Origin of the sequence: Bradyrhizobium zhanjiangense (genome assembly GCF_004114935.1) — a bacterium.
In the GTDB taxonomy this organism is placed as follows: Bacteria; Pseudomonadota; Alphaproteobacteria; order Rhizobiales; family Xanthobacteraceae; genus Bradyrhizobium; species Bradyrhizobium zhanjiangense.
In genome coordinates, this window is record NZ_CP022221.1 from 7,863,162 (window position 1) to 7,888,032 (window position 24,871).

The 24,871-nt window shown below is 64.5% G+C and carries 24 protein-coding genes; 4 read left to right on the plus strand and 20 right to left on the minus strand.

What is annotated here, in order from left to right:
• Positions 1-15 precede the first annotated feature (15 nt).
• Positions 16-1,041, minus strand: a complete 1,026-nt coding sequence (locus XH85_RS37570; RefSeq protein ID WP_164940362.1) for an ABC transporter substrate-binding protein — start codon at positions 1,039-1,041, stop codon at positions 16-18.
• 138 nt (positions 1,042-1,179) lie between these two features.
• Here XH85_RS37570 and XH85_RS37575 point away from each other — a divergent pair, with 138 nt between their 5' ends.
• Entirely contained in the window at positions 1,180-1,629 is a 450-nt protein-coding gene (locus XH85_RS37575) for a cupin domain-containing protein (protein ID WP_128935949.1), read from the plus strand.
• Between the two features lie 173 nt (positions 1,630-1,802).
• Here the strand turns inward: XH85_RS37575 and XH85_RS37585 are convergent, their stop codons facing one another.
• Both XH85_RS37585 and XH85_RS37590 read right to left on the minus strand, forming a co-directional pair.
• Positions 1,803-2,591 carry an ABC transporter permease gene (locus tag XH85_RS37585; RefSeq protein WP_128935950.1) on the minus strand — a complete coding sequence of 263 codons (789 nt, stop codon included), beginning with the start codon at positions 2,589-2,591 and terminating at the stop codon, positions 1,803-1,805.
• Positions 2,591-3,409, minus strand: coding sequence for an ABC transporter ATP-binding protein (locus XH85_RS37590; RefSeq protein WP_128935951.1), 819 nt, complete (start codon positions 3,407-3,409; stop codon positions 2,591-2,593). Before XH85_RS37590 ends, XH85_RS37585 begins: the two co-directional genes overlap by 1 nt.
• Positions 3,410-3,688: 279 nt before the next feature.
• On the opposite strand from XH85_RS37590, the gene XH85_RS37595 reads away from it, so the two are divergent.
• Positions 3,689-4,471 (plus strand): ATP-binding cassette domain-containing protein, encoded by a 783-nt coding sequence (locus XH85_RS37595; RefSeq protein WP_128935952.1) that lies wholly within the window; start codon positions 3,689-3,691, stop codon positions 4,469-4,471.
• Positions 4,468-6,024 carry a glycine betaine ABC transporter substrate-binding protein gene (locus tag XH85_RS37600; RefSeq protein WP_128935953.1) on the plus strand — a complete coding sequence of 519 codons (1,557 nt, stop codon included), beginning with the start codon at positions 4,468-4,470 and terminating at the stop codon, positions 6,022-6,024. The genes XH85_RS37595 and XH85_RS37600 overlap by 4 nt, the downstream gene beginning before the upstream one ends.
• Positions 6,025-6,219: 195 nt before the next feature.
• Here the strand turns inward: XH85_RS37600 and XH85_RS37605 are convergent, their stop codons facing one another.
• The 9 genes from XH85_RS37605 to miaA form a co-directional block, all read right to left on the minus strand.
• On the minus strand, positions 6,220-7,932 hold the full coding sequence (locus XH85_RS37605) for a sulfatase-like hydrolase/transferase (protein ID WP_128935954.1): 1,713 nt from the start codon (positions 7,930-7,932) through the stop codon (positions 6,220-6,222).
• Positions 7,933-8,193: 261 nt separating this feature from the next.
• On the minus strand, positions 8,194-9,045 hold the full coding sequence (locus tag XH85_RS37610; RefSeq protein ID WP_128935955.1) for an SDR family oxidoreductase: 852 nt from the start codon (positions 9,043-9,045) through the stop codon (positions 8,194-8,196).
• Positions 9,046-9,581: 536 nt separating this feature from the next.
• On the minus strand, positions 9,582-10,601 hold the full coding sequence (gene ilvC / locus XH85_RS37615) for a ketol-acid reductoisomerase (RefSeq protein WP_128935956.1): 1,020 nt from the start codon (positions 10,599-10,601) through the stop codon (positions 9,582-9,584).
• Positions 10,602-10,734: 133 nt separating this feature from the next.
• Entirely contained in the window at positions 10,735-11,337 is a 603-nt protein-coding gene (locus XH85_RS37620; RefSeq protein WP_164940361.1) for a LysE family translocator, read from the minus strand.
• Between the two features lie 7 nt (positions 11,338-11,344).
• On the minus strand, positions 11,345-12,235 hold the full coding sequence (locus tag XH85_RS37625; protein ID WP_128935958.1) for an EamA family transporter: 891 nt from the start codon (positions 12,233-12,235) through the stop codon (positions 11,345-11,347).
• A gap of 48 nt (positions 12,236-12,283) precedes the next feature.
• Positions 12,284-12,979, minus strand: a complete 696-nt coding sequence (locus XH85_RS37630; protein WP_128935959.1) for a class I SAM-dependent methyltransferase — start codon at positions 12,977-12,979, stop codon at positions 12,284-12,286.
• 3 nt (positions 12,980-12,982) lie between these two features.
• The gene (ilvN, locus tag XH85_RS37635; protein ID WP_027572493.1) at positions 12,983-13,525 is read right to left on the minus strand and encodes an acetolactate synthase small subunit; all 543 of its coding nucleotides are present in this window, start codon (positions 13,523-13,525) and stop codon (positions 12,983-12,985) included.
• 113 nt (positions 13,526-13,638) lie between these two features.
• Positions 13,639-15,414, minus strand: a complete 1,776-nt coding sequence (locus XH85_RS37640) for an acetolactate synthase 3 large subunit (protein WP_128935960.1) — start codon at positions 15,412-15,414, stop codon at positions 13,639-13,641.
• A gap of 328 nt (positions 15,415-15,742) precedes the next feature.
• Entirely contained in the window at positions 15,743-16,690 is a 948-nt protein-coding gene (gene miaA, locus XH85_RS37645; RefSeq protein ID WP_128935961.1) for a tRNA (adenosine(37)-N6)-dimethylallyltransferase MiaA, read from the minus strand.
• A gap of 11 nt (positions 16,691-16,701) precedes the next feature.
• On the opposite strand from miaA, the gene serB reads away from it, so the two are divergent.
• Entirely contained in the window at positions 16,702-17,607 is a 906-nt protein-coding gene (serB, locus tag XH85_RS37650) for a phosphoserine phosphatase SerB (protein ID WP_128935962.1), read from the plus strand.
• Positions 17,608-17,744: 137 nt separating this feature from the next.
• On the opposite strand, the gene XH85_RS37660 is transcribed toward serB, so the two are convergent.
• The 8 genes from XH85_RS37660 to XH85_RS37695 all read right to left on the minus strand — a co-directional run bounded on the left by XH85_RS37660 (position 17,745) and on the right by XH85_RS37695 (position 24,801).
• Positions 17,745-19,250 (minus strand): Do family serine endopeptidase, encoded by a 1,506-nt coding sequence (locus XH85_RS37660; RefSeq protein WP_128935963.1) that lies wholly within the window; start codon positions 19,248-19,250, stop codon positions 17,745-17,747.
• A 144-nt stretch (positions 19,251-19,394) separates the two neighbouring features.
• Positions 19,395-19,601 carry a DUF2065 domain-containing protein gene (locus XH85_RS37665; RefSeq protein WP_027560516.1) on the minus strand — a complete coding sequence of 69 codons (207 nt, stop codon included), beginning with the start codon at positions 19,599-19,601 and terminating at the stop codon, positions 19,395-19,397.
• A 71-nt stretch (positions 19,602-19,672) separates the two neighbouring features.
• Complete coding sequence (hflC, locus tag XH85_RS37670) at positions 19,673-20,569, minus strand: protease modulator HflC (protein WP_128935964.1); 897 nt, start codon at positions 20,567-20,569, stop codon at positions 19,673-19,675.
• The gene (gene hflK, locus XH85_RS37675) at positions 20,566-21,702 is read right to left on the minus strand and encodes an FtsH protease activity modulator HflK (protein WP_128935965.1); all 1,137 of its coding nucleotides are present in this window, start codon (positions 21,700-21,702) and stop codon (positions 20,566-20,568) included. Before hflK ends, hflC begins: the two co-directional genes overlap by 4 nt.
• A gap of 153 nt (positions 21,703-21,855) precedes the next feature.
• Positions 21,856-22,365, minus strand: a complete 510-nt coding sequence (locus XH85_RS37680) for a dihydrofolate reductase (protein ID WP_128935966.1) — start codon at positions 22,363-22,365, stop codon at positions 21,856-21,858.
• A complete protein-coding gene (locus tag XH85_RS37685; protein ID WP_128935967.1) occupies positions 22,365-22,850 on the minus strand; it encodes a GNAT family N-acetyltransferase in 486 nt (161 codons plus the stop codon). Before XH85_RS37685 ends, XH85_RS37680 begins: the two co-directional genes overlap by 1 nt.
• A 6-nt stretch (positions 22,851-22,856) precedes the next feature.
• On the minus strand, positions 22,857-23,651 hold the full coding sequence (locus tag XH85_RS37690) for a thymidylate synthase (protein ID WP_128935968.1): 795 nt from the start codon (positions 23,649-23,651) through the stop codon (positions 22,857-22,859).
• A 169-nt stretch (positions 23,652-23,820) separates the two neighbouring features.
• Positions 23,821-24,801 (minus strand): tripartite tricarboxylate transporter substrate binding protein BugD, encoded by a 981-nt coding sequence (locus XH85_RS37695; RefSeq protein ID WP_128935969.1) that lies wholly within the window; start codon positions 24,799-24,801, stop codon positions 23,821-23,823.
• Between the last annotated feature and the right edge of the window lie 70 nt (positions 24,802-24,871).

Consider the following 24,871-nt stretch of genomic DNA (forward strand, 5'->3'; position numbering starts at 1 on the left):
TCGCCTTCGCGTCAGCTATTTGGCATTCCCCGTCGTCTTCTTGGCCTGATCGACGAATTTGTTGGTGAAGGTCTTGCTGACGTCGATCTTGGCGTTCGCTACCTCGGGCGAACCGACGCTGAACACCGCAAGCACGGCGTCGGCGCCCTTCGGGTCCATCTTGCCGGTTTCGGAGAACATCGGGATCGTGTTCTTCAGCGCGGCGAGATAGAGGTCCCTATTCTTGCCGACCGCTTCATCCGGCATCTTCGCCATGATCTCCTCGGGCGAGTGCGAGTGGATCCAGGTCAGCGTCGCCAGGATCGCATTGGTGAGCGCCTGCGTTTCCTTCTCGTGACCGTTGACCCAGGCCGCCGTCGAGTACAGCGCGCCGCCCGGATATTCGCCGCCGAACGTCTCGAGCGTGTCCTTCTGGGTGCGGGTGTCCGAAAGGATGCGCAGATCCTTGTGGCTGCCCTGGAGCACGGTGACGGAAGGATCGAGCATCACGGCCGCGTCGATCTGGCCCTGCTCCATGGCGGCGACCGCGGTGGCGCCGAGGCCGACGCCGATCACGGCGGCACTGGTGGGATCGAGCCCGTTCTTCTTGAGCATATATTTGAGGAAGAAGTCGGTGGAGGAGCCGGGGGCACTCACGCCGACCTTCTTGCCGGCAAGGTCCTTCACCGACTTGATGTCGTTGGTCCGAGAAGGCGCGACCACCAGCACGAGGCCGGGATAGCGGTCATAGACCACGAAGGCCTGAAGCTCCTGCTTCTTGGCAGCGAGATTGACGCAATGATCGAAATAGCCGGAAACGACGTCGGCACTGCCGCCGAGCACGGCCTTCAGCGCGTCAGAGCCGCCCTTGAGGTCGACCAGCTCGACATTGACGCCGGCCTTCTCGTACTCGCCGAGCTGCTTGGCCAGCACGGTGGGGAGATAGCACAGGCAAGAGCCGCCGCCGACCGCGATGGTGACCTTGCTTTGCGCCGCGGCAAGCGAGGTGGTGAGCGTCAGCGCGAGCAGCGCGCCGGCGAGCCTGGCAATCGTGTTCTTCATTGGTTTCCTCCGTTCGGCCGGCGGCACCATAGAGCAGCGGGGCTGGCTTGAGAAGCACCGCCTATGTGGGCTGGCCATCGGCCTTTCGGCGCAATAGCATGCCCAAACAAGAACAATTCCTGATGGGGAGGATCATCCATGAATCGCCTTGCTGCCGGGCTGTCGATCGCCGCCGCCTTTGCCGCCGGATGCGGCGCCACCCATCTGCTCCGGCCGGCGCTCGCCGCTGAAAACATCACCGCGCAGATCATCCATACCGGCGAGATGGAAGGCGACGCGCTCGGGTCCGCCAACGCCGTCGGCTACCGTTCCAAGATGTTCGCGAGCGCGGACGGTGCCACCATCTCGATCCAGGTCGGCAACGTCCCCAAGCATCTGCATCCCAACACCAATGAGATCCAGTACATCCTGGACGGCACGGGGACGATCTGGCTCGGCGACAAGGAGGTGACGGTGAAGCCCGGAGACCTCGTGATCATCCCGAAGGGGACGCCGCATGGCGGCACCAAGCCGATCAGTGGCCAGGTCAAGGCGATCGCGATCAAGACGCCGCCGCAGGCGCCCGACGACACCAAGCTGCTGGATTGATGACGGTGGGCTCCCTCTCCCGCTTGCGGGAGAGGGCTGGGGAGAGGGTGTCTCCACACGCGAGAACCCCCGAGAGGAAAGAGCCCTCACCCGCCGCTACGCGCCGACCTCTCCCGCAAGCGGGAGAGGTGAACTCCTGCAGCGGCGCGCACCAAACCAAATGAATTTGCGCCCTAGCCCCGCCCATCCGACGCAGTTGGCCGCCACACCAACAGACGGCGCTCCACCAGCGTCACGCCGAAGTCGATCAGGATGACGAAGGCCGACAGCACGAACATGCCGGCGAACACGCCGGCGACGTCGAAGATGCCTTCGGCCTGCTGAATGAGATAACCGAGCCCAGCCGCCGATCCCAGATATTCGCCGACGACCGCACCGACCACGGCGAAGCCGACCGAGGTGTGCAGCGAGGAGAACATCCAGGACAGCGCCGAGGGCCAATAGACGTGCTGCATCAGCTGCCGCTCACTCATGCCGAGCATGCGGCCGTTGTCGAGCACGGTGCGGCTGACTTCCTTCACGCCCTGATAGACGTTGAAGAACACGATGAAGAACACCAGCGTCACGCCGAGCGCGACCTTGGACCAGATGCCAAGGCCGAGCCACAGCGCGAAGATCGGCGCCAGCACAACGCGCGGCAGCGCGTTAACCATCTTGACGTAAGGGTCGAACACGGCTGCGACCAGGGGCTGGCGCGCAAACCAGAAGCCGACCAGCACGCCGCCGAGCGATCCGATCACGAACGCCAGGATCGATTCCGCGAGCGTGATGGCGAGATGCTTCCAGATCACGCCGGATGCGAACCACTTCACGATCTGGCTGAACACGTCGAATGGGTTGGAGAAGAAGAACGGCGGCAGCAGGATCTTGCCGAATACGGGGACGGTCGACAGCACTTGCCACAGCACAATGCAGACGACCGCGACCAGGACTTGCAGCGCAAGCAGCGTCGGGCGCGACATCAGACCGTCTCCTTCGCGTGAGTGGACTGCTCGTAACCCTTCATCACCTCGTCCTTCAGCACGCTCCAGATCTCGCGATGCAGTGAGTGAAACTCTTTGTCGAGCCGCACCTCAAAAATATCGCGCGGGCGCGGCAAGCCGACGCGCCAGTCGCCGATGATGCGCGAGGATGGCCCTGCCGACATGATCACGACGCGGTCGGCGAGCGCGATCGCCTCTTCGAGGTCGTGGGTGACGAACAGCACCGCCTTGCGGTCGGCATTCCAGAGGTCGAGCAGCAGATTGCCCATGACCTGCCGCGTCTGCGCATCGAGCGGCCCGAACGGCTCGTCCATCAGCAGGATCTTTGGGTCGCGGATCAGCACCTGTGCCAGCGCCACGCGCTTGCGCTGGCCGCCGGAGAGCATGTGCGGATAGCGGTTCGCGAAGGCGCCGAGGCCGACGGAGGTCAGCCATTGCTGCGCCCGCGGCAACGCTTCGGAACGCGGCGTGCCCTTGATCTCGAGCCCGATGGCGACATTGTCGAGCGCGGTCTTCCACGGGAACAGCGCGTCGGCCTGGAACAGGTAGCCGGCATCCCGGTTCAGCCCCGCGAGCGGCTGGTCGAATATCCTGACGCTGCCGGCCGCGGGCTTGAGCAGCCCGGCGGCAACGTTGAGCAGCGTGGATTTCCCGCAGCCGGTCGGGCCGACAATGGCGACGAACTCGCCCTGCGCCACCGCGAGATGGGCTTTCTCAACCGCCGTATAGACCCGGCCGTCCCCGAGGCGGAACGCGACCTTGGCATCTTCCAGCGCCACCGCCGTGGGCGTCGTCATGTGCTTCCTCCAAACCTGGACCGATGCCTTAGCCGCTCGCGCAGCCAAGTTCAATCAAGGCGCCAAGCGTGCTACGCATGGGGTGCCGGGGCGCTCTTACCCTCCCCTGGAGGGGGAGGGTCGCTGGGCATGTAGCGAAGCGAAATGCACAGCGGGGTGGGGTGACGGTCTTTCCACGTCCAACACTACCTGTGTTGAGAGATCACCCCACCCCGCCCGCGCTTCGCGCGAGCGACCCTCCCCCTCCAGGGGAGGGTAAGGAAGAATGAGCCGCGTCGGATGTCTCCCAAGCCAGCAATCAGCTATGCGCATGTCACCAAGAGCTTCGGCCCGCTCAAGGCCGTCGACGATGTATCGCTCGACATCGCCGAAGGCGAATTTGTGGCCGTCGTCGGCGGCTCGGGCTCCGGCAAGACCACCCTGCTGCGGCTCGCCAACCGGCTGATCGAGGCGGATGGCGGCACGATCACGGTCGAGGGCGAGGACGTGCAAAACGTCGATCCGGTCGCGCTGCGGCGGCGGATCGGCTACGTGTTCCAGGCCGGCGGGCTGTTTCCGCATTTGAGCGTTGCGGACAATATCGGGATCACGCCAAGACTGCAGGGCGTGTCGGCTACGGATATCGCCGCACGTGTCGACGAACTGCTGGAGCTCGTGCAGCTCGATCGTGCCGCGCATCGCGACCGGCTGCCGGAAGCGCTCTCGGGCGGCCAACGCCAGCGCGTCGGCGTGGCGCGGGCGCTCGCGGCAAAGCCCCGCATCATGCTGATGGACGAGCCGTTCGGCGCGCTCGATCCCCTCACCCGCGATGCGCTCGGCGAGGATTTTCGCGACCTGCACCGCAAGCTCGGCCTGACCACCGTGATGATCACGCATGACATGACGGAGGCGATTTTGCTGGCCGACCGCATCGCCGTGATGCGCGCTGGAACGCTGCTGGCCCAGGGCACGCCGGCAGAGCTGTCGAAGAGCGGCGACGCCTATGTGCTGGAGCTGTTGCGCACGCCCCGGCGCCAAGTCGAGCGATTGAACGCGCTGTTGCCGCAGGGCGGTGGGGCATGAGCTTCTTCACCGACCCGCGCTGGGGCGAGGCGCTGTCGCATTTGCCCGACTATCTCGGCAACCATGTGCGGGTGAGCCTTGCCGCGCTCGCGCTCGGTCTCGCCGTCAGCCTGCCACTGGCCATCCTGACGCGCAATCGCCCGGCGCCGCGCGGCATGCTGCTCGCGTTCGCCAGCATCGTGCAGACCGTGCCTGGGCTGGCGCTGCTTGCGCTGTTCTATCCGTTGCTGCTGCTGGCGGCTTCCGTCACGCTCGCCTGGTTCGGCGTTTCCTTCTCCGCTTTCGGCTTCCTCCCGGCGATGCTGGCGCTCGCGCTCTATTCGATGTTGCCGGTGCTGCGCAATGACATCACCGGTCTCAACGGCATCGATCCGGCGCTGCTCGAAGCGGCCAAGGGTGTCGGAATGACCGCACGACAGTCGCTTCTCATGGTCGAACTCCCGCTGGCGCTGCCGGTGATGATGGCGGGCATCCGCACCGCCGCGGTGTGGGTGATCGGCACGGCGACGCTGTCGACGCCGATCGGGCAGACCAGCCTCGGCAATTACATTTTCGCCGGGCTTCAGACCCAGAACTGGGTGTTCGTGCTGTTCGGCTGCCTGGCCTCGGCCCTGCTCGCGCTTGCGGTCGATGAGTTGCTCGGCCTGATTGAGACAGGCCTGCGCCAACGCAGGCGCCTACGCGCCGGACTCGGCGCGATCGGGATCGCCGCACTTGTCGCTGCCACGCTGGTGCCGACGCTGGGACGCTCGTCGCAGAGCTATGTGGTCGGCGCCAAAACCTTCGCCGAGCAATATGTGCTCTCGGCGCTGCTCAGGGACCGCCTCCAGGCGGCCGGGCTTTCCGCCACCGCGCGATCCGGCCTCGGCTCCAGCGTGATCTTCGAGGCACTGAAGGCCGGGGACATCGATCTCTATGTCGACTATTCCGGTACGCTCTGGGCCAACCAGTTGCATCGCACCGACATCAAGCCGCGCGCGGAGCTGCTTGCAGAGCTGAAGACAGCCCTCGCGAAAGAGAACATCACCTTGCTCGGCGAGCTCGGATTCGAGAATGCCTATGCGTTGGTGATGCCGAGAAGGCGCGCCGAGGCGCTAGGCATCCGCAGCATCGCCGATCTCGCCGCGCACACATCGACGATGTCGATCGCCGGCGACTACGAGTTCTTCTCGCGCCCCGAATGGGCCGCGCTGCAAAAGGCCTACGGCCTTTCCTTCCGCGCCCAACGCCAGATGCAGCCGGACTTCATGTATGCCACGGTCGCCAGCGGCGAGGTCGACGTGATCGCCGGCTACACCAGCGACGGCCTGATCGCGAAATACGATCTCGTTGCGCTCAACGATCCCAGGCATGCGATCCCGCCCTACGACGCGATCCTGTTGCTCGCACCGAAGCGAGCCGGTGACGAGCGGCTACAGGCGGCATTCAAGCCGCTGCTCGGCAAGATCGACATCGCGACCATGCGCGAAGCCAATTTGCGCGCCAGCGGCAACGATGCGAATTCATCACCCGATGCGGTGGCGAAGTGGCTGTGGGGAAAAATTAATCCGTAGGCACGCAGACGACCCGTCATCCTGAGGCGCGAGCCGTGCGCTGCAAAGCAGCGCGCGGGGAGCCTCGAAGGATGAGCGGCCCCGATGCAGCCGGGCCGTCGCCCTTCGAGGCTCACCCAGCGGCGCCTTTGCGCCGCAGGGCTCGCACCTCAGGGTGACGGTCAATGAGTAGCGCTTGGGGGTACAGCAAGACAGCTACAGCCCCCGGATCATCCCCGCTTCGATCAGAAGCCGGTTCAGCCGCCGCGCCTCGGCGCCGTCCTTGCAGCCGTAGAAGATGCCCTTGCAGCGGAGCATGATCGCCTTCTGCTCGGCGAAGGATGGATCGAGCGGGATGCCGGCGGCCTCCTGGATCACCAGCGGCAGATACGGGCCGTCGATCGTGTCCATCACGGCGTCGCTCTTCACCGGTTCGAAATTGACGGCGTCGATCGCGTAATAGGTTGCGTAGAGACGCGGATCGTAAGCGTCGAGCTTCTTGCCGAGAGCGCCCTCGTCGAGTCCGGGCTCGAGCAGGTTCGGCGCAAATTCCGGCTGGTGATCTCCGTAGCGCACGATCAAGAAAGGCTCGCCGGGAAAATTCTTCTTCAGGCCGGCGACGAAAGTCCTGTACTGCTCGGCGCTCATCGCCTGGCGGCGCAGATATTCGTCGATCGACGGCACGTTGCCCGGCGCGCGCCAGTTCGGCAGCAGGTCAGGACGGAACCGCGTCTCCCAGGGGAAATGATTGGCACCGAGATAGATGAAGGTGAACAGCGGCTTGTTCGGCGGCTGTTGCCCCATCAGCTGAAGCGCCTTGTCGTAGAAGAAGGAGTCCGGTTCGACGTCCTTGGCGCCGAGATCCTTCGAGTCGAGGAAGCGTTCGATGCCGGTCGTCATCTGGAAGCTGCGCGCGCCCATGAAGCCGCCATGGGCAGGATAGAGCGACATTGTGTCGTAGCCGCAACGACGCAGCGCCAACGGCAGGCCGCGTTCGACGCGGTTCGAGGCGATGCGCGTCACGAAATAGGCGAAGCGGCCGAACGAACGCGAGGAGAGCCCCGCAAGCACGTTGTATTCGGTGAACCAGCTCGGCCCGCCATTGCTCTCGGCCAGGAACGCGCGCTGCTTGCCGTCCCAGGACTTGAAGTGGTCGCCATAGCGCGGCGGCACCTTGATGCCCTGCGCGGCGCGGATGTCGAAGCTCGATTCGTCGTGGATCATGATGATGTTGGGCCGGCGACCCGCAGGGTGGCACTCATCGACCAGCGGCACGTTGAGCCGCTCGTTGGTCGCGGCGGCGGATTCCATGAAACCGTACTGCACGAAATCGGCGACCGCGGTGACGCCGGAGCGGAAGAATTTCGAGAGATAGCCGTCGTCGTAATAGCCGCGCCAGGCTTCATCAGGATGATAGAGCGAATAGCCCACCAGCGCAGCAAGGCAGGCGAGCTTGCAGGCGAACGCCGGCAGACGGCGGATGCGGAACGGATCGAGCCACCACAGCGCGTACATCAGCGGCAGCGTGACGAGGCCGGCCAGGATCACCGACCAGCGCAGATTCGGGAAGATCGTGAACAGGAATGCGACGGTGTCGCGGTCGATCATCATCAGATCGATGAAGTTGACCGTCATCTGCACGACGTCGTGCTTGAGCCGGGACAGCAGCACCAGCACGACGACCATGGTCAGCGACAGCGCACCCGACAGCGCCGGCCGCCGCAGCAGCGTGATCCAGAAGAAGTTGAGGATGCCCCAGGCCAGCGCGAAGGAGAGGCGCGAGCCGAAATCGGTCTCGGTCTCGTACATCAGCGCGATCGCTGCGAAATGTGGCGCTGTGACCGCGAGCAGCCGCCAGATGCCGAGCGCGGCGACGCTCGCCAGGACGGCGGTGGTGGCAGAAGGACCTGGATTGGGCGCGGACGCCATCGACGACACGCAACTTCCGATCCGGCGCGGTGATGCCAAGCCGTCTGGCCGGCCTCGAGGCAGCTAGCGGCGTCCGGCGCAGCCGGAAGTCTGCACCGTGTCATAAAACTGTAACGGAACAGTCACGGTCAGGCAACGCGTCCGGCGATCCGACTTTCGCTTATTGTTAGCGGGAGACGTGGGCCGCAGGCCCGGCAGGCCGCTGCTCGCAACGTCAGGGCTTGGCGATAGGATGGACGGCCGAGGCGAACTGAACGTCGGTCACCCCCGCGGCAGCAGCCCGAGGCGCTTGGCGATGATGCGGTCCAGCGTCCGTTTCGGCAGCACGGCGCCGATCAGATGGCGGAGCGGATCCGGCGTGATCTGGTAGCGCACCTTTGGGCTTGCCGCCGTCAGCGCCTCGAACACCACTTCGGCGATACGCTCGGCAGGCAGGCCCTTGGCGCCGATGTCCATCATGAACGCCATCGCCTTGTTTAGTGCCGGCAGATAGGGCGAGTTCTGGTAGACGGAGAGGTCGATCTCTTCGGCCTTGCTCCAGATCGGGGTCTTCACCGCGCCGGGGGCGACGATGATGACGTCGATGCCGAACAGCATCAGCTCGCGGCGCAGGCTCTCCGACAGGCCCTCGATGGCGTGCTTGGAGGTGCTGTAAGGTGCCGACAGCGGATTGCCGTTCTTGCCGGCGACCGAGCTGATCATCACGATCCGGCCCTTCGGCCCCTTCAGCGCGGGGTCTGCGCCCAGCAGCGGCCCGAACGCCTGCGTCGCGATGACGGGACCGATGACGTTGACGTCCATCTGGCGGCGGAAATCGTCGACCGACAATTCGAGCACGGGGCCGGCGACCGCGATGCCTGCATTGTTGACGAGCCCCGCGAGCGTCTCGCCGCCCAGCGCATCGCGAACTTTTCGCGCAGCAGCGAGGACTGCTGCCTCGTCGGTGACGTCGAACAGCAATGGCGTGAAATTGGTGCCGAACTCACTCTTGAGCCGGTCGGCGTCGGCCTGCTTGCGGACACTGCCGAACACGCGATAGCCACGCCCGATCAGATATTTCGCAACGGCCCAGCGGATGCCGGTGGACGCACCGGTAACGACGACAGATCGCATGGTCCCCTCCCCTCGAGTTCCCGCGATCATGTAGGAGGAAGGTGCCCGTGCGCAATGCCGCCCAGCCCGCAAGTCCGCGCAGCAGGTGTCGGTTCTTGAGATGAAGCGGCGCGCGAGCGTTGCGACATGACGTCGAAAGGCGCGTTAAAAAGGCGGATGAAGAGCCGAATCCTTGGCTTTCACGACGCAGCACTTTTGACGATCAGGAAGTTCTAAGAAGCCTTGAAAAACGACGCGAGACCAAGAATGTGGTTTAAGCGTCAGTTCTTGGCGCTCAAGCAGCCCGTCAACTCGCGAAGAATTTGAATGAAGCAACTATGCTTCGCGCGAGAAGGAACGAGCGAGACCGCTGTCTGCGATCTTGCTCGAGCCTATTCGCGAAGGTTTAAGATTTGGTGTGACGAGCGAAGCTCGTGTTCGCTCGTATCCCGGACAAGCGCAGCGAAGCGGAGCCCAGCCGGGACCCAGAGGCCGCATTGGCCCCCGGATCAGCAGCGCATCACCAGAGTGCTGCGCTGCGTCCGGGGCAGAACGGCTTAGTTCTTGCTCTTATCGACCAGCGCGCCCTTCTTGATCCAGGGCATCATGTCGCGCAGCTTCGCGCCGACTTCCTCGATCGGGTGTGCCGCGAGCTTGGCGCGGGTCGCCTTGAACGAGGTCTGGTTGACCTTGTTCTCGAGCATCCAGTCGCGGGCGAACTTGCCGCCCTGGATGTCGGCGAGAACCTTCCGCATCTCCTTCTTGGTCTCGTCGGTGATGATGCGCGGACCGGTGACATACTCGCCGTACTCGGCGGTGTTGGAGATGGAGTAGTTCATGTTGGCGATGCCGCCTTCATAGATCAGGTCGACGATCAGCTTCACTTCGTGCAGGCACTCGAAATAGGCCATCTCCGGGGCGTAGCCGGCTTCGACCAGGGTCTCGTAGCCGCCCTTGATCAACTCGACCAGGCCGCCGCAGAGCACCACCTGCTCGCCGAACAGGTCGGTCTCGCATTCTTCCTTGAAGGTGGTCTCGATGATGCCGGCACGGCCGCCGCCGATGGCGGACGCATAGGACAGGCCGAGGTCGTGGGCATTGCCCGAGACGTCCTTGGCGATCGCGATCAGGCAGGGCACGCCGCCGCCGCGCTGATACTCCGAGCGCACGGTGTGGCCGGGGCCCTTCGGCGCGATCATCAGCACGTCGAGGTCGGCGCGCGGGTCGAGCAGGTTGAAGTGGACGTTGAGGCCGTGCGCGAACACGAGGGCGGCGCCCTTCTTCATGTTGTCGTGCAGGTGCTCGCGGTAGATGTCGCCCTGGAGCTCGTCCGGGGTCAGCATCATGACGACGTCGGCCCATTTGGCGGCTTCGGCGACTTCCATGACCTTGAAGCCGGCAGCTTCCGCCTTCTTGGCCGAGGCCGATCCCTTGCGCAGCGCAATGGCGACTTCCTTGACGCCGGAGTCCTTCAGGTTGAGCGCATGGGCGTGGCCCTGGCTGCCATAGCCGACGATGGCGACCTTCTTGCCCTTGATCAGGTTCAGGTCGGCGTCGCGATCGTAATAAACACGCATAGTTCGTTTCCTCGTTCGGGGCCGGAATCGGCCGATGGTCAGGTCTTTCGAAGGTGAATTGACGGATTTCGGGGGCTGTCTAGAGCATTTTAGGGCCCCTGGGAAACCCGTTTCTGCATGGAAATCTGCGGCATCATGCATCCATGAAGACGGGGTAGAGGGAAGCGAGCAGCAGCACCGCCATCAGGATATTGAAGGCGCGGACCAGCCGCTCCGAGGTCAGGACCGGCCGCAATGCGGAGCCGAACAGAGCCCAGACCACGGTCGAGACCGTGCCGACGAGCAGGCTGATCAGGGTCTGGATTGCGATGTTGAGCGGGAATCGGGCGATCGCCGCGTAGGCGGTGATGGTGCCGATCACGATCACCCAGCCTTTGGCGTTGATCCATTGGAACATCGCCGCGCCCCAGAAGGTCATCGGGCCGCGGCCGCCCCCCTCGCCCGGCTTGGTCGGGCCGGACATGGCGATCGCGGCGGCGAGATAGATCAGGTAGGCCGCACCGGCATATTTCAAGATGGTCTGGAGGATCGGATAGGCCAGGAACACGGTGCCGAGCCCGAGGCCGACCGCGGCCACCATGAAGGCAAAGCCGATGACGATCCCGACGATGTGGGGAATGGTGCGCCGGAAGCCGTAGGTCAGCCCGGAGGACAGCAGCATGATGTTGTTAGGCCCAGGCGTGAAGTACATCACGACCATGAAGATGAGAAAGGCATAGAACAGCGATTGGGACATGCTCACCTCACGCGACTTTGGGCAGCGGCTCTTCAGGCAGCGCCTTGGGTCGCTTCGCGAGCACCATCACCGCGATACCGCCGATCACGGTCAGCATGCCGGCGAGCCTTAGGGGTCCGAACCGCTCGCCGAACACGACGCTGGAGGCCGCCGATCCCACGAATGGCACCAGCAGCGCGAACGGCACCACCTGGGCGGCTGGATAGTCGCGCAGCAACCGACCCCACAGCCAATAGGCGATGCTTGTCGAGACGCCGCCAAGCGCCAGCATGCAGAGCGCCGACGTCAGCGAGATGTGGGTCAGCGATGTCCAGGTCGACACCGGGCCGTTAGCGATAAGCGCCAGCGCGAACAGCGGTATCGCCGAGGCGAGACACAACCACGCGAACAGGTCGAACATGGGCACGCCGCGGGCGCCACGCAGCAAGAGATTGCCGACGGCAAAGCTGACTGGCGAGATCATCAGCACCGCAAACGCAGCAACGCTGAAATCATAGCCGACAGTGCCGCAGATCATCAGAAGACCGATCGCAGCAATGCCGGTGCCGAGTGCCTGCATCGGCGTCGGCCGCTCGCCGAATGCGAGCGCGGCAAAGCCGATGGTGAACAGCGCCTGGCTCTGCACGACGACACTGGTCAGCCCCACCGGCACGCCATGGGCGATGCCATAGGCCTGGGACAGGAACTGGCCGAGAAACAGCGTGAAGCTGATCGCGATCAGGAGCGACCAGGCAATCTTCGGCTTGCGAATGAACAGGCATGGGACCGCAGCGATGGTGAAGCGTAGCGCCGTCATCAACTCCGGTGACAGTTCGTCGAGCGCGATCCGGCTCGCCACGAAGGCAAGCCCCCAGATGATCGCCACCAGGATGGCGATGAGGATGTCAGCCGGCTTCATTGTTGTTCCCGGTTCTGCACTATCGTGCAGCCCTGTTACTTTTTCTGTCTAGCCTTGCTCGCCGGCTTTCGGTTTCCGCAGCAGATAAGTGCCGTGCATGGGGGCGTGATAATCGGCCGAGATCAGCGTGAAGCCGACGTCGGTCAGCATCCGCTCCATCACCCAGCCGAAGGTGGAATATTCGTCACGCATGTGCGTGACGACGCCTTCGCGCGAAAAGTCGTGGTTCTTGATCTGGAAGTCCGCCCATTGCTCGACATCGCGCTCGATCGCATCCGGCATCGAAGCGTAGACGATGTCGCGCAGGTAGAAGCTCGCGCCCGGCTTCAGCGCGCGATAGATCCGCGATATCGCCACCGCCTTCCAGAAGTCCGGCAGATGATGCAGCGTGAACTCGCTGACGATCAAATCGTAGGATTCCGGCCGGTAGGAGAAGCTCAGCAGGCCCGCCGATTGGGTGCGGACAGGCGCCTTGCGGTCACGCGCATAGATTTCGGCGAGCGCCAGCATCGCGGGCGAGATGTCGATGGCATCGACCTCGGCGCCCATCAGCGCTGCTTCAGTCGCCAGCACACCGTTGCCGCAGCCGATGTCGGCGATGCGCCAGCCGCGCTGGACTCCGAGCATTTTCAGCGCGGCGCGCGCTCGCAGATCGGCATCGTCATGGCTGTCGTAGATCGAGGCCACCGCGGGCTCGATCCCCATCCGGTTCCGCTCGTTATAGTACCAGTCGCGCGCCAGCATGGTTCACATCCCTTCAGGCCCGCGACCAATCGCGGCAACGCCGGTGCGCGACACCTCGACGAGGCCGAGCGGACGCATCAGGTCGATAAACTGGTTGATTTTGTCCGTATTGCCTGTGATCTCGAACACAAAGCTCTCGGTGGTGGCGTCGATCACGCGGGCGCGGAACGCGTCCGCCAGCCTGAGCGCCTCGACCCGGTGCTCGCCCTGCCCGCGCACCTTCACCATGGCGAGTTCGCGCTCGATCGAGCGCTTGGTCTGGGTCATGTCGACGACGCGGTAGACCGGGATCATGCGATCGAGCTGATGCTTGATCTGCTCGATCACCATCGGCGTGCCGGTGGTGACGATGGTGATGCGCGACAGATGCTTCTGGGCCTCGGTCTCCGAGACCGTGAGACTCTCGATGTTGTAGCCGCGGCCCGAGAACAAGCCGATGACGCGTGCGAGCACGCCCGGCTCGTTCTGCACGAGCACCGCGAGCGTGTGCGTCTCGTTGGGATCGTGGCGGTCCTCGATGAAGTAGGCAGATGCCGGCTGGTTCATTGTCGTCCCCTCAAATGTCTCTCGTCATGACCTGCGAGATCTTCACACAGGCCGCGGCGTACTGGATCGCCCGATCAAGCCGGGCGATGACAGCGAGTTTGTGTATGTCGCGCTCACACCAGCGCCTTACCGGCAGCGAATGCCTTCGCGGTGGCCTCGTCGTTGGCCTGCTCAGGCAACAGCATCTCGTTATGCGCCTTGCCGGAGGGGATCATCGGGAAGCAGTTTTCCAGCGCGGCGACGCGGCAGTCGAACAGCACCGGGCGCTTGACCGCGATCATCTCCTTGATGGCGCCCTCGAGATCGGCGGGCTTGTGCACCTGGAGGCCGACGCCGCCATAGGCTTCGGCGAGCTTGACGAAATCCGGCAGCGCCTCCGAATAGGAATGCGACAGGCGGTTACCGTGCAGCAGCTGCTGCCACTGCCGCACCATGCCCATATACTGGTTGTTCAGGATGAAGATCTTGATCGGCAGCTCGTACTGCACTGCCGTCGACATCTCCTGCATCGTCATCTGCACCGAGGCATCACCCGCGATGTCGATGACGAGGCTATCCGGGTGGGCCACCTGCACACCGATCGCCGCCGGCAGGCCGTAGCCCATGGTGCCGAGGCCGCCCGACGTCATCCAGCGATGCGGCTCCTCGAAGCCGTAGAACTGCGCCGCCCACATCTGATGCTGGCCGACCTCGGTCGTGATGTAGGTATCCTTGCCACGCGTCAGTTCGAACAGGCTCTGGATCGCGTGTTGCGGCAGGATGACGTCGTTGCTCTTCTTGTAGTAGAGCGAGTTGCGGGCACGCCACTGCGCGATCTGCTGCCACCACGACTTGATGTCGGGCTTCTTCGCCTCTGCCTTGAACACCTGGAGGATGTCGCCGAGGATGTTGCCGCAATCGCCGATGATCGGCACGTCGACGCGGATGTTCTTGTTGATCGAGGACGGGTCGATATCGATGTGGATCTTCTTCGAGCTAGGGGAGAACGCATCGACGCGGCCGGTGATGCGGTCGTCGAAGCGCGCGCCGACGCACAGCATGACGTCGCAATCATGCATGGTCATGTTGGCTTCGTAAGTGCCGTGCATGCCGAGCATGCCGAGCCAGTTCTTGCCCGACGCCGGATAGGCTCCGAGGCCCATCAGCGTGGAGGTGATCGGGAAGCCGGTGACCTCGACCAGTTCGCGCAACAGCTTGGTCGCCTCGGGGCCGGAATTGATGACACCGCCGCCGCTGTAGATCACCGGGCGCTTGGCGTTGGCGAGCAGCGCAACGGCCTTGCGGATCTGCGTCGCATCGCCCTTCACGCGCGGCGCATAGGAGCGGTGCACGTCGGACTTGCGCGGCGGATGATAGGTGCCGGTCGCGAATTGCACGTCCTTGGGAACGTCGACCAGCACCGGACCCGGCCGGCCGGAGGTCGCAACGTAGAACGCCTCGTGCAGCACCTTGGCGAGATCGTTGACGTCACGGACCAGCCAGTTGTGCTTGGTGCAGGGGCGCGTGATGCCGACGGTGTCGCATTCCTGGAAGGCGTCGTTGCCGATCAGATGCGTCGGCACCTGGCCGGAGATGCAGACCAGCGGGATCGAGTCCATCAATGCGTCGGTCAGCGGCGTCACCATGTTGGTGGCGCCGGGGCCGGAAGTCACCAGGGCGACGCCCGGCTTGCCGGTCGAGCGCGCATAACCCTCGGCGGCGTGGCCCGCACCCTGCTCATGGCGGACCAGGATGTGCTGGACCTCGCTCTGCTGGAAGATCTCGTCATAGATCGGAAGCACCGCACCGCCGGGATAGCCGAAAATGTCGGTCACGCCGTGATCGATGAGCGCGCGGACGATCATCGCGGCGCCGGTCATCTGGTTCGGATCGTGGCTCTTGTCGCTCATAGGCTTGCTCCGGATGCGCTGTTGTCAGCGGCTTCGTTCGTGTCGGGTTCGGGAAATAAAAAAGGCCCCGAAGAGGGCCCACGCACACCGCCTGTCTTGTGGATGGCAGCTAGCCACCCCCGGCGGTGTGCCTGGGTACGACGGCGATAAGGAGGTTGGTAATAATGTTACGCATGGCAGGCGCCCGGCTTCCCAAAGGTTGCGCGAAACATAGCGGCCAAAGCCCGGATGTCAAGGCAATGCGGCCGTTCCCGCGCGATTTTGGCAGTGTAGCGGTGTTCCCGGGGTTCGGCGAGAGGTAAATTCGGGAACCGGGCACAAAAGCACGTCAGTCCGAGTCCGCAGTCGCCGCCGCGAGCCATCCCCTCGCCTCCTCCGGCTTGACCCATTCGAACTCCGGCAATTGGTGCCGGAACCAGGTGAACTGGCGCTTGGCGTAATGGCGGGTGTCGGCACGGCCGATTGTGGCTGCTTCGTCCAGGCTGAGCTCACCGCGCAGATGCCGGATCAGCGCCGGCACGCCATGGGCCTTCATGGCCGGCAGCAGTGGATCGAGATGTCGGGCGGCGAGCCGCTCGACCTCCCCCAGCGCGCCGGCGCCTAGCATGGCATCGAAGCGGGCATCGATGCGGGCATAGAGCTCGTCGCGCTCGGGGGCGAGAAACACCGCGCGAAAACTACCCTTCGACAGCAACGGCGGCTGGCCCTCGCCGTGCCAGTCGAGCAGCGAACGGCCGGTCGCCTCGACCACTTCGAGCGCGCGCGCGATCCGGGTGCGGTCGCGCAGATTCAATCGTTCGGCCGCGCGCGGATCGCGGTGTGCGAGTTCCGCGTGCAGCGCCTCGACGCCGTTCCGTTCCAGCCGCGCGCGCACGTCCCCGCGCACCTCGGCGGGAATTTGCGGCACCACGGAAAGGCCCGCCGTCAGTGCCTTGAAATAGAGCCCGGTGCCGCCGATGAAGATCGGCAGGCGGCCTTCGGCCGTCGCCGCTTCCAGCACCCTCGCCGCGTCGCGCACCCAGGCACCGGCCGAGAAATTCACGGCCGCATCGACGTGGCCATAGAGACGATGCGGCGCGAGCGCCTCATCCGCCCCTGTCGGCCGTGCCGTGATGGTGCGCAGGTCGCGGTAGACCTGCATGGAATCGGCGTTGATGACGACACCGCCGGTGGCGAGCGCAAGCTCGAGCGCCAGCGCCGACTTGCCGCTGGCGGTCGGGCCTGCGATAAGCACGGCCTTGCCAACATGCCCTCTGCTGACTTGCCCCTCGCTCACGAAAACCTCAAATGTCCCTCGTCGCCACGCTGATCTGCAATCCTGACAATCCTGCGCTCGACTCTACCATCGTCGACGGCGCCCGCGCCGTGCTGCCAAAGGCAGCTCCCGCGCATTGGCTGTTCGACGGGGTTGCGGTCGACATTCCCTTCGGCGCCGACAGTAACCTCGAAGGCGACCGCCACGCCATCGAGCAGCGGCTCCGCGAGCTTCGCGGCGACCTGCCCATCGACATCGTCGTGCAGCCAGTCGGCTTCCGGCGCAAGAAGCTTTTTCTCGCCGACATGGATTCCACCATGATCGGCCAGGAATGCGTCGACGAGCTCGCCGACTTCGTCGGGGTGAAGGCGCATGTGGCCGCCATCACCGAACGCGCGATGCGCGGCGAGATCGAGTTCGAGCCGGCGCTGCGCGAGCGCGTTGCGCTGCTCAAGGATCTGCCCGCCAGCGCGGTCGACGAGGTGCTGGCCAAGCGCATCACGATGACCCCCGGCGGCCGTGAGCTGGTCGCGACCATGCGCGCGCACGGCGCTTACACCTGTCTCGTCTCGGGCGGTTTCACGCTGTTCACGACCGCGGTCGCCGCCAAGCTCGGCTTTCAGGAAAACCGCGCCAACGAGCTCGTGGTACGCGACGGCAAGTTCACGGGCGAGGTGAAGCAACCGATCTTGGGCCGCGCCGCGAAACTCGCGACGTTGGTGGATCTGATGGAATCGTTCGATCTCGACGACCTCGAGTCGGTCGTGGTCGGCGACGGCGCCAATGACCTTGGGATGATCCAGGCGGCCGGGCTGGGCGTGGCGTATCATGCCAAGCCGGCGGTGGCTGCTGCGGCGGCGGCGCGGATCGATCACGGCGATCTCACCGCGCTGCTCTATGCGCAGGGATATCGGCGCGAGGAGTTCGTGGAGGCTTAGAGCCTCCTCTCCGCTGTCATCACCCGCGAAAGCGGGTGATCCAGTATTCCAGAGACCATGCGAGGAGGATACGGAGAGGCCGTGGCGTACTGGATGCCCCGCCTTCGCGGGGCATGACAGTGAGTGCTAAGCGTCTCCTACTGCACGCTCAGCGCCACGAAGCGCAGCTCGCCGTCGGCATTGGAGACGAGCAGCAGCACCGACTTCTTGCCGTCCTTCTTGAGCTGGTCGACCCGCTTCTGGATCTCGGCGCCGCTAGACACCGCCTCCTGCGCCACCTCGACGATGACGTCGCCGGCGGACAGCCGCTTCTCGGCAGCGTCGGAATTGGCGTCGACACTGGTGACGACCACGCCCTTGACGGTGTCCTTGATCTTGTAGCGCGTGCGCAGATCCTTGCTCAGCGTTGCCAGATCGAGACCGAGCGCCTTCTGCGTCACAGGCTTCTCGGGCGCGGGTTCGTCGGTCTTCACCGCGGCCTGAACCTTCTCGGGATCCTGGAGGCGGCCGAGCGTGACCTTCTTGGTCTGCTCCTGGCCCTTGCGGATGATGATCACGTCGACCTCCTTGCCGACCGCCGTGTCGGCGACGACGCGGGACAGGTCCTTCGGGTCCTTGACGTCCTTGCCGTCGAACTTGACGACGACGTCGCCGGGCTCGATGCCGGCGGGCTTGGCCGGGCCCTTGTCGTCGACGCCGGCGATCAGCGCGCCACGCGCGGGCTTGATGCTGAGGCTCTCGGCGATCTCGTCGGTGACGCTCTGGATGCGCACCCCTAACCAGCCGCGGCGCAGCTCGCCGAACTGCCGGAGCTGGTCGACGACGCCCACGACGGTCTTCGACGGCACGGCGAAGCCGATGCCGATGGAGCCGCCGGAGGGCGAGATGATCAGCGTGTTGACGCCGATGACGTCACCGTCGAGGTTGAACAGCGGGCCGCCGGAATTGCCGCGGTTGATGGAGGCGTCGGTCTGGATGTAGCTGTCATATGGCCCTGAGGAGATGTCGCGGTTCTTGGCCGAGACGATACCGGCCGTGACCGTGCCACCGAGACTGAAGGGGTTGCCGATCGCGACCACCCAGTCGCCGAGGCGCAGCTTGTCGGAGTCGCCGAACTTCACCGCGACCAACGGCTTCGGCGGCTTGATCTTGAGCACGGCGAGGTCGGTCTTCTTGTCGACGCCGACCAGTTCGGCCTTGATCTTGGTTCCATCGTTGAGAATGACGTGGATCTCGTCGGCATCAGCAATGACGTGGTTGTTGGTGACGACCACGCCTGATGTGTCGATGATGAAACCGGAGCCGAGCGAATTGGTCTTGCGCGGCGGATTGTTGTCACCGCCTTTGCTGCCACCGCCGGGACCCCTGCGGTTCTTGAAGAAGTCGTCGAAGAACTCCTCGAAGGGCGAGCCGGGCGGCAGTTGCGGCATGGTGTTGCTGCCGCCGCCCTTGGCATCGACGGTCTGCGACGTGGAGATGTTGACGACCGCGTCGATCACCTTCTCGGCGACGTCGGCGATGCCGTCCGGTCCACGCGCATGAGCCGGCGTGCCGAACGCGCCGAAAGCACCGATGGCGAGCGCGGCCAGCCCAGTTCGCACCCAATGGCGCAAGCGGGACGGGGCAATGGTGGCAGCGGTCATTGTGATCTCCAGAGAATAGGGGGTTCGGCGCCAGACTGCGCTCGAACGGGGGGACGGCGCAAGCGCAGAGCTTAACGGGTCTCAACACCCCGATAATACGGCGAAAACCAGTCGTTCGCCTTCACTTTGGCGTTGGCATGACGCCTAAACCGGGCGCCGCATCACCCAGATCAGGATCAGGCCGGCCACGGCCGAACCGATCCCGACCGCCCGCAGGATGTTGTCCGGCGTGGCGATGGCGCTCTTCATGGCCTTGCGCATCCAGTTGGGACTTGCCGCGAACATCAAGCCTTCGAGCACGAACAGGATGCCTAGGCCGATGAGGAAGTCGGCGAACGCAATGGACCTCATCGGAATGGAACCTCCCGTTATGCTGTTCTTGTCTGGACAAAGGGCGGCCAGACCGGCCGCCCTTGTCTAGCTTACGGCTTCGCCGGCGTCTCGGTCGCCGTCTTGCCGGACGGGCTACCGAAGTACCGGAAGAAATCCGAGTCCGGCCGCAACAGGAAGCGGGTGTCGTTCGAACGCAACCCGTTCTCATAGGCCGTCATCGACCGGTAGAAGGCGAAGAAGTCGGCGTCCTTGCTGTAGGCTTCCGCAAACAGGCGGTTGCGCTCGGCATCGCCCGCACCGCGGGTCTGCTCAGCCTGCGAATTGGCTTCTGCGACGATGACGGTCGCCTCGCGGTCGGCCTTGGACTTGATCTCCTGAGCCTTCTGGCCACCCTGTGCACGGAACTCGGCGGCCTCGCGCTCACGCTCGGTCTTCATGCGCTGGTAGACCGCCTGGCTGTTCTGCTCCGGCAGGTCGGCGCGGCGGATCCGGACGTCGACGACCTGAATGCCGTAGCCATCGGCCTCGCGGTCGAGCTGGTCGCGGATGCGCAGCATCAGCTTTTCGCGGTCGTCGCGCACCACGTTGATGAAGGTGACTTCGCCGAGCACGCGGCGCAGCGCCGCGTTCAAGAGCGTGGTCAGCTGAATGTTGGCAGCCTGGATCGAGCCGACACTCTGATAGAAGCGCAGCGCGTCCTTGATGCGGTAGCGCGCGAAGGCGTCGACCACCAGCCGCTTCTGGTCGGAGGCGATCGCTTCCTGCGACGGGTTCTCCAGGTCGAGGATCCGCTTGTCGATGTTGATCACCGAATTCCACGGCGCCTTGAAATGCAGGCCGGGCACGGTGACGACGTCGACAGGCTTGCCGAACTGGAGCACGATGGTCTGCTCAGTCTGCTGCACCGTGAACAGCGACATGTAGGCCACGATCAGGATCAGAAGCAGCCCGAGCAGCGAGACGAAACCTGTAACCGGAGACCTCATCGGCTGCCTCCGCTCGACTGCGGACCGGTCATAGGTGCCCGCTTGGGCGCCAGTTCGGGAAGCGGCAGATAGGGCACGACGCCTTGGCCCGAGGGGCCACCGTCATAGACGAGCTTGTCGGCACCGCCGAGCACGCGCTCCATCGTCTCCAGATAAATCCGTTCTCGCGTCACGTCGGGCGCCTTCTTGTATTCGTCGTACACTTTCAGGAAGCGCGCGCTCTGGCCCTTGGCCTCGGCGACCGCCTGCTCCTTGTAGCCTTCGGCGTCCTGGAGGATCTTGGCCGCCCGTCCGCGCGCCTGCGGGACCACCTGGTTGGCGTAGGTCTGCGCCTCGTTTTGCAGCTGCTCGAGATTGGCGCGTGCAGCCTGCACGTCGCGGAAGGCGTCGATCACCTGCGCCGGCGGATCGACCTTCTGCATCTGCACCTGGGTGATGAGAATGCCCGCGCCATAGCTGTCGAGGGTCTTCTGGATCAGCTCCTGCACGCCCTGTTCGGTGACATTGCGCGCCCCGGTCAGGATCGGCTGGATCTGCGAGCGACCAATCACCTCGCGCATCGCGCTCTCGGCGACTGCCTTCACGGTGCCTTCGGGATTCTGGATGTTGAAGAGGAAGTCGCCGACGCCATCCGGCTTGATGCGCCAGAGCACGGTGAAGTCGACGTCAACGATGTTTTCGTCGCCGGTCAGCATCAGGCTCTCTTCCGGGACGTCACGTATGGAGCGGCCGCGCCGCGCCGGATCGTCGATCAGCGTCATGCCGATGGAGATGGTGTTGACGCGTAGCGCCTTGGGCAGCAGTACTGTCTCGATCGGATAGGGCAGATGGTAATTCAGGCCCGGCTGCACCGTACGGACATGCTTGCCGAAGCGCAGCACGACGCCGAGCTCTTCGGACTGCACGCGGAAGAAGCCCGACAGCAGCCAGAACGCGACGATGAGCAGGATGATCAGCGTGATGCCCACGCCGGAGAAATAGCCGCCGGGCATGATCTGCTGGAGGCGGTCCTGGCCGCGTCGCAGAAGGTCTTCCAGATCCGGCGGCCTCGGCCCGACCGGTTGCGGGCCTGAGCCCCATGGTCCCTTTGGACCCGAGCCCCACGGGCCACCGCCCTGATTCTTCCACGGCATACGACGCTCTCCTCGGCAGGGTGGAAATGCCCCCCGCCCGCTTGTCCGGTCCGGCTTTATAGGGGACGGGCAGGTCCCTTACAACGCAGCCCTGACTGTCTTCCGAGCTATGCTCGGGCACGAAAAAGTCAATGTAAACATTGGCGAATGCGGTTAATGGGCCGCCCGCCGACGATATGTCACATAGGAGAAGTCGGCGCTGTCGTCGGGGCCGGCAGGATGCCGGATGCGTGCCACCTCATCCCACTCCGCCTTGTCGATGTCGAAATGCGTGTCGCCTTCGGGCCGCGCATGCACTTCAGTGATTTCGAGGCGATCGGCGCGATCGAGCAACTGCCGATAGATCTCGGCGCCGCCGATCACCGCGATCTCGGCGACCGAACGCCGCAGGGCGTCGCCCCGCGCAACCTCGTTTGCATCCGCCACCGATGTTGTGACGATGGCCCCGATGGCGCGATACCCCGCATCGCGCGTGATCACGATGTTGGTGCGGCCCGGCAGCGGCCGGCGCAGAGATTCGAAGGTCTTGCGCCCCATGATCACGGGCTTGCCGATCGTGAGCGCCTTGAAGCGCGCCATGTCGGATTTCAAGCGCCACGGGATCGCGTTGCCTGCGCCAATGACCCCGTTCTCGGCGATCGCGACGACGAAAACGATCTCCATCAGGTCGCGCTCCCGGCAAGTCGTGTCAGCGCTGGCCCGGTGACGCGACACAGCGTCCAGTCGTCCATCATGACGGCACCGAGCGATTTGTAGAACGCGATCGACGGCGCGTTCCAGTCGAGCACCGCCCATTGCAGGCGCGACCAGCCGTTATCGATGCATTCCTTCGCGAGATAGACCAGCAGCGCCTTGCCGAGGCCCCTGCCCCGATGCGACGGCCGCACATAGAGGTCTTCGAGATAGATGCCGTGCCGGCCGCTGAAGGTGGAGAAATTCGCAAACCACACCGCAAAACCGACCGCCTCGCCGTTCCATTCGGCGATCGCGCAATAGAGTTGCGGCCTGTCGCCGAACAGCGCGTCCGCGATGTCAGCCTCGGTCGCCTCGACCTCGTGTGAAAGCTTCTCGTATTCGGCGAGTTCACGGATGAAGGAAAGAACGAGCCCGGCTTCTCCGGGCTGTGCGCGACGGATGTTGAGCGACATAGGACGCTAGACCGCGACTTCCGCCTTGATGTGCGGATGCGGATCGTAGCCGACGAGCTCGAAATCCTCGAAGCGGAAGGAGAAGATGTCCTTCACCTCGGGGTTGATCCGCATCACCGGCAACGCGCGCGGCGCGCGGGTGAGCTGGAGCTTCGCCTGCTCCAGATGGTTGGAATAGAGATGCGTATCGCCGAACGAATGCACGAAATCGCCCGGCTTGAGGCCGGTGACCTGCGCGACCATCATCGTCAGCAGTGAATAGGAGGCGATGTTGAAGGGCACGCCGAGGAACACGTCGGCCGAGCGCTGATAAAGCTGGCACGACAGCCTGCCATTGGCGACGTAGAACTGGAACAGGCAGTGGCACGGCGGCAGCGCCATCTTGTCGACCTCGGCCGGATTCCAGGCCGAGACGATCAGGCGGCGCGAGTCCGGATTGCGCTTGATCATGTCGATAACGTTCGCGATCTGGTCGATGCTGCGGCCATCAGGCGCGGGCCAGGAGCGCCACTGATGGCCGTAGACCGGGCCAAGATCGCCATTGGCATCGGCCCATTCGTCCCAGATGGTGACGCCGTTGTCGCGCAGATATTTGATGTTGGTGTCGCCCTTCAGAAACCAGAGCAGCTCGTGCACGATCGCTTTCAGCGGCAGCCGCTTGGTGGTCAGCATCGGAAAGCCGGCGGACAGATCGAAGCGCATCTGGTGGCCGAACACCGACAGCGTGCCGGTGCCGGTCCGGTCCGTCTTCTCGGCGCCGTCTGAAAGAATCCGCTCGAGCAGGTCCTGATACTGGTGCATGTGTCGTGAGCCTTTGGGAGGCGGGAAACTTAACGGCCGCCTCTGCGCTGCGACAGCGGCGATTCGCTGCCCGCACCGATTATACCCGGAAAAGTGAGCGTTCCCGGCGCAAACGACAAGGGGCGGAACTCGGCATTCCGCCCCTCACCTATCAGCTTGATCCTGCTGGCTAAGTTGCCGGCTTGAGCACCGGGCTCCACTTCGCGATCTCGTTCTTGACGAGGGTCGCCAGCGCCTCCGGCGTACGGTCCTTAGGCCCCGGAATGACGCTGCCGAGCTCGAGCAGGCGCTTGCGCACGGTCTCGTCGTCGAGCGCCTTGATGGCGGCGGCGTTCAGGCTCGCCACGATCGCCGGCGAGGTTCCCTTCGGTGCGAACATCGCATTCCAGGCCTGGGCCTGGAATGCCGGCAGGCCGGCTTCCGCCGTCGTCGGCACGCTCGGCAGCGACGGATTGCGCTCCGCCGTTGCGATCGCATAGGCCTTGATGGTGCCGGCATTGATCTGCGGGACGGCGTTGACGATCTGGTCGCACATGTAGTCGACCTGTCCCGCCACCAGCGCGTTCATCGCGGGACCCGTGCCATTGAAGGGCACACCGACCGGTTTGATGTCGAGGATGGAGTGCAGAAGCTCGCATGAGGCGTGCGAGACCGAGCCGACGCCGGCATGCGCGGCATTCACCTTCTCGGCATTCGCCTTCACATAGGTGACGAACTCCTTGAGGTCCCTCGGCGGAAAATCCTTGCGCGCCAGGATCAGGATCGGCGTGCCCGCGAGCAGCGCGACCGGCTCGAAGTCCTTCTCGGGATGATAGGCGAGTTTCGGATAGAGCGGCACGGAGGCGGCATGCGTGCCCATATGTCCGGTGATGAGCGTATAGCCGTCATTGGCCGCACGCGCGGCGCGCGTTGTGGCGGTGGTGCCGCCGGCGCCGACCACGTTCTCGATGATGATGCTCTGCCCCAGCGTCTGCGCCATGTGTGCGGTGACGATGCGCGCGACGACGTCGGTCGGTCCGCCGGCCGCAAACGGCACGATCATGGTGATGCTGCGCGTCGGATAGGTCTGCGCCTCAGCCGGTGCGGCAAGGACGCACAACGATGCGAACGCCGCGGCACATGCGCCCGCAAGCGCGCGAATGACAGTCATCTCGATCTCCGGGAAACAAACAAAAATGCCGGCCACAAGGCCGGCATTTTCATTTCACGAAGCCGTCACA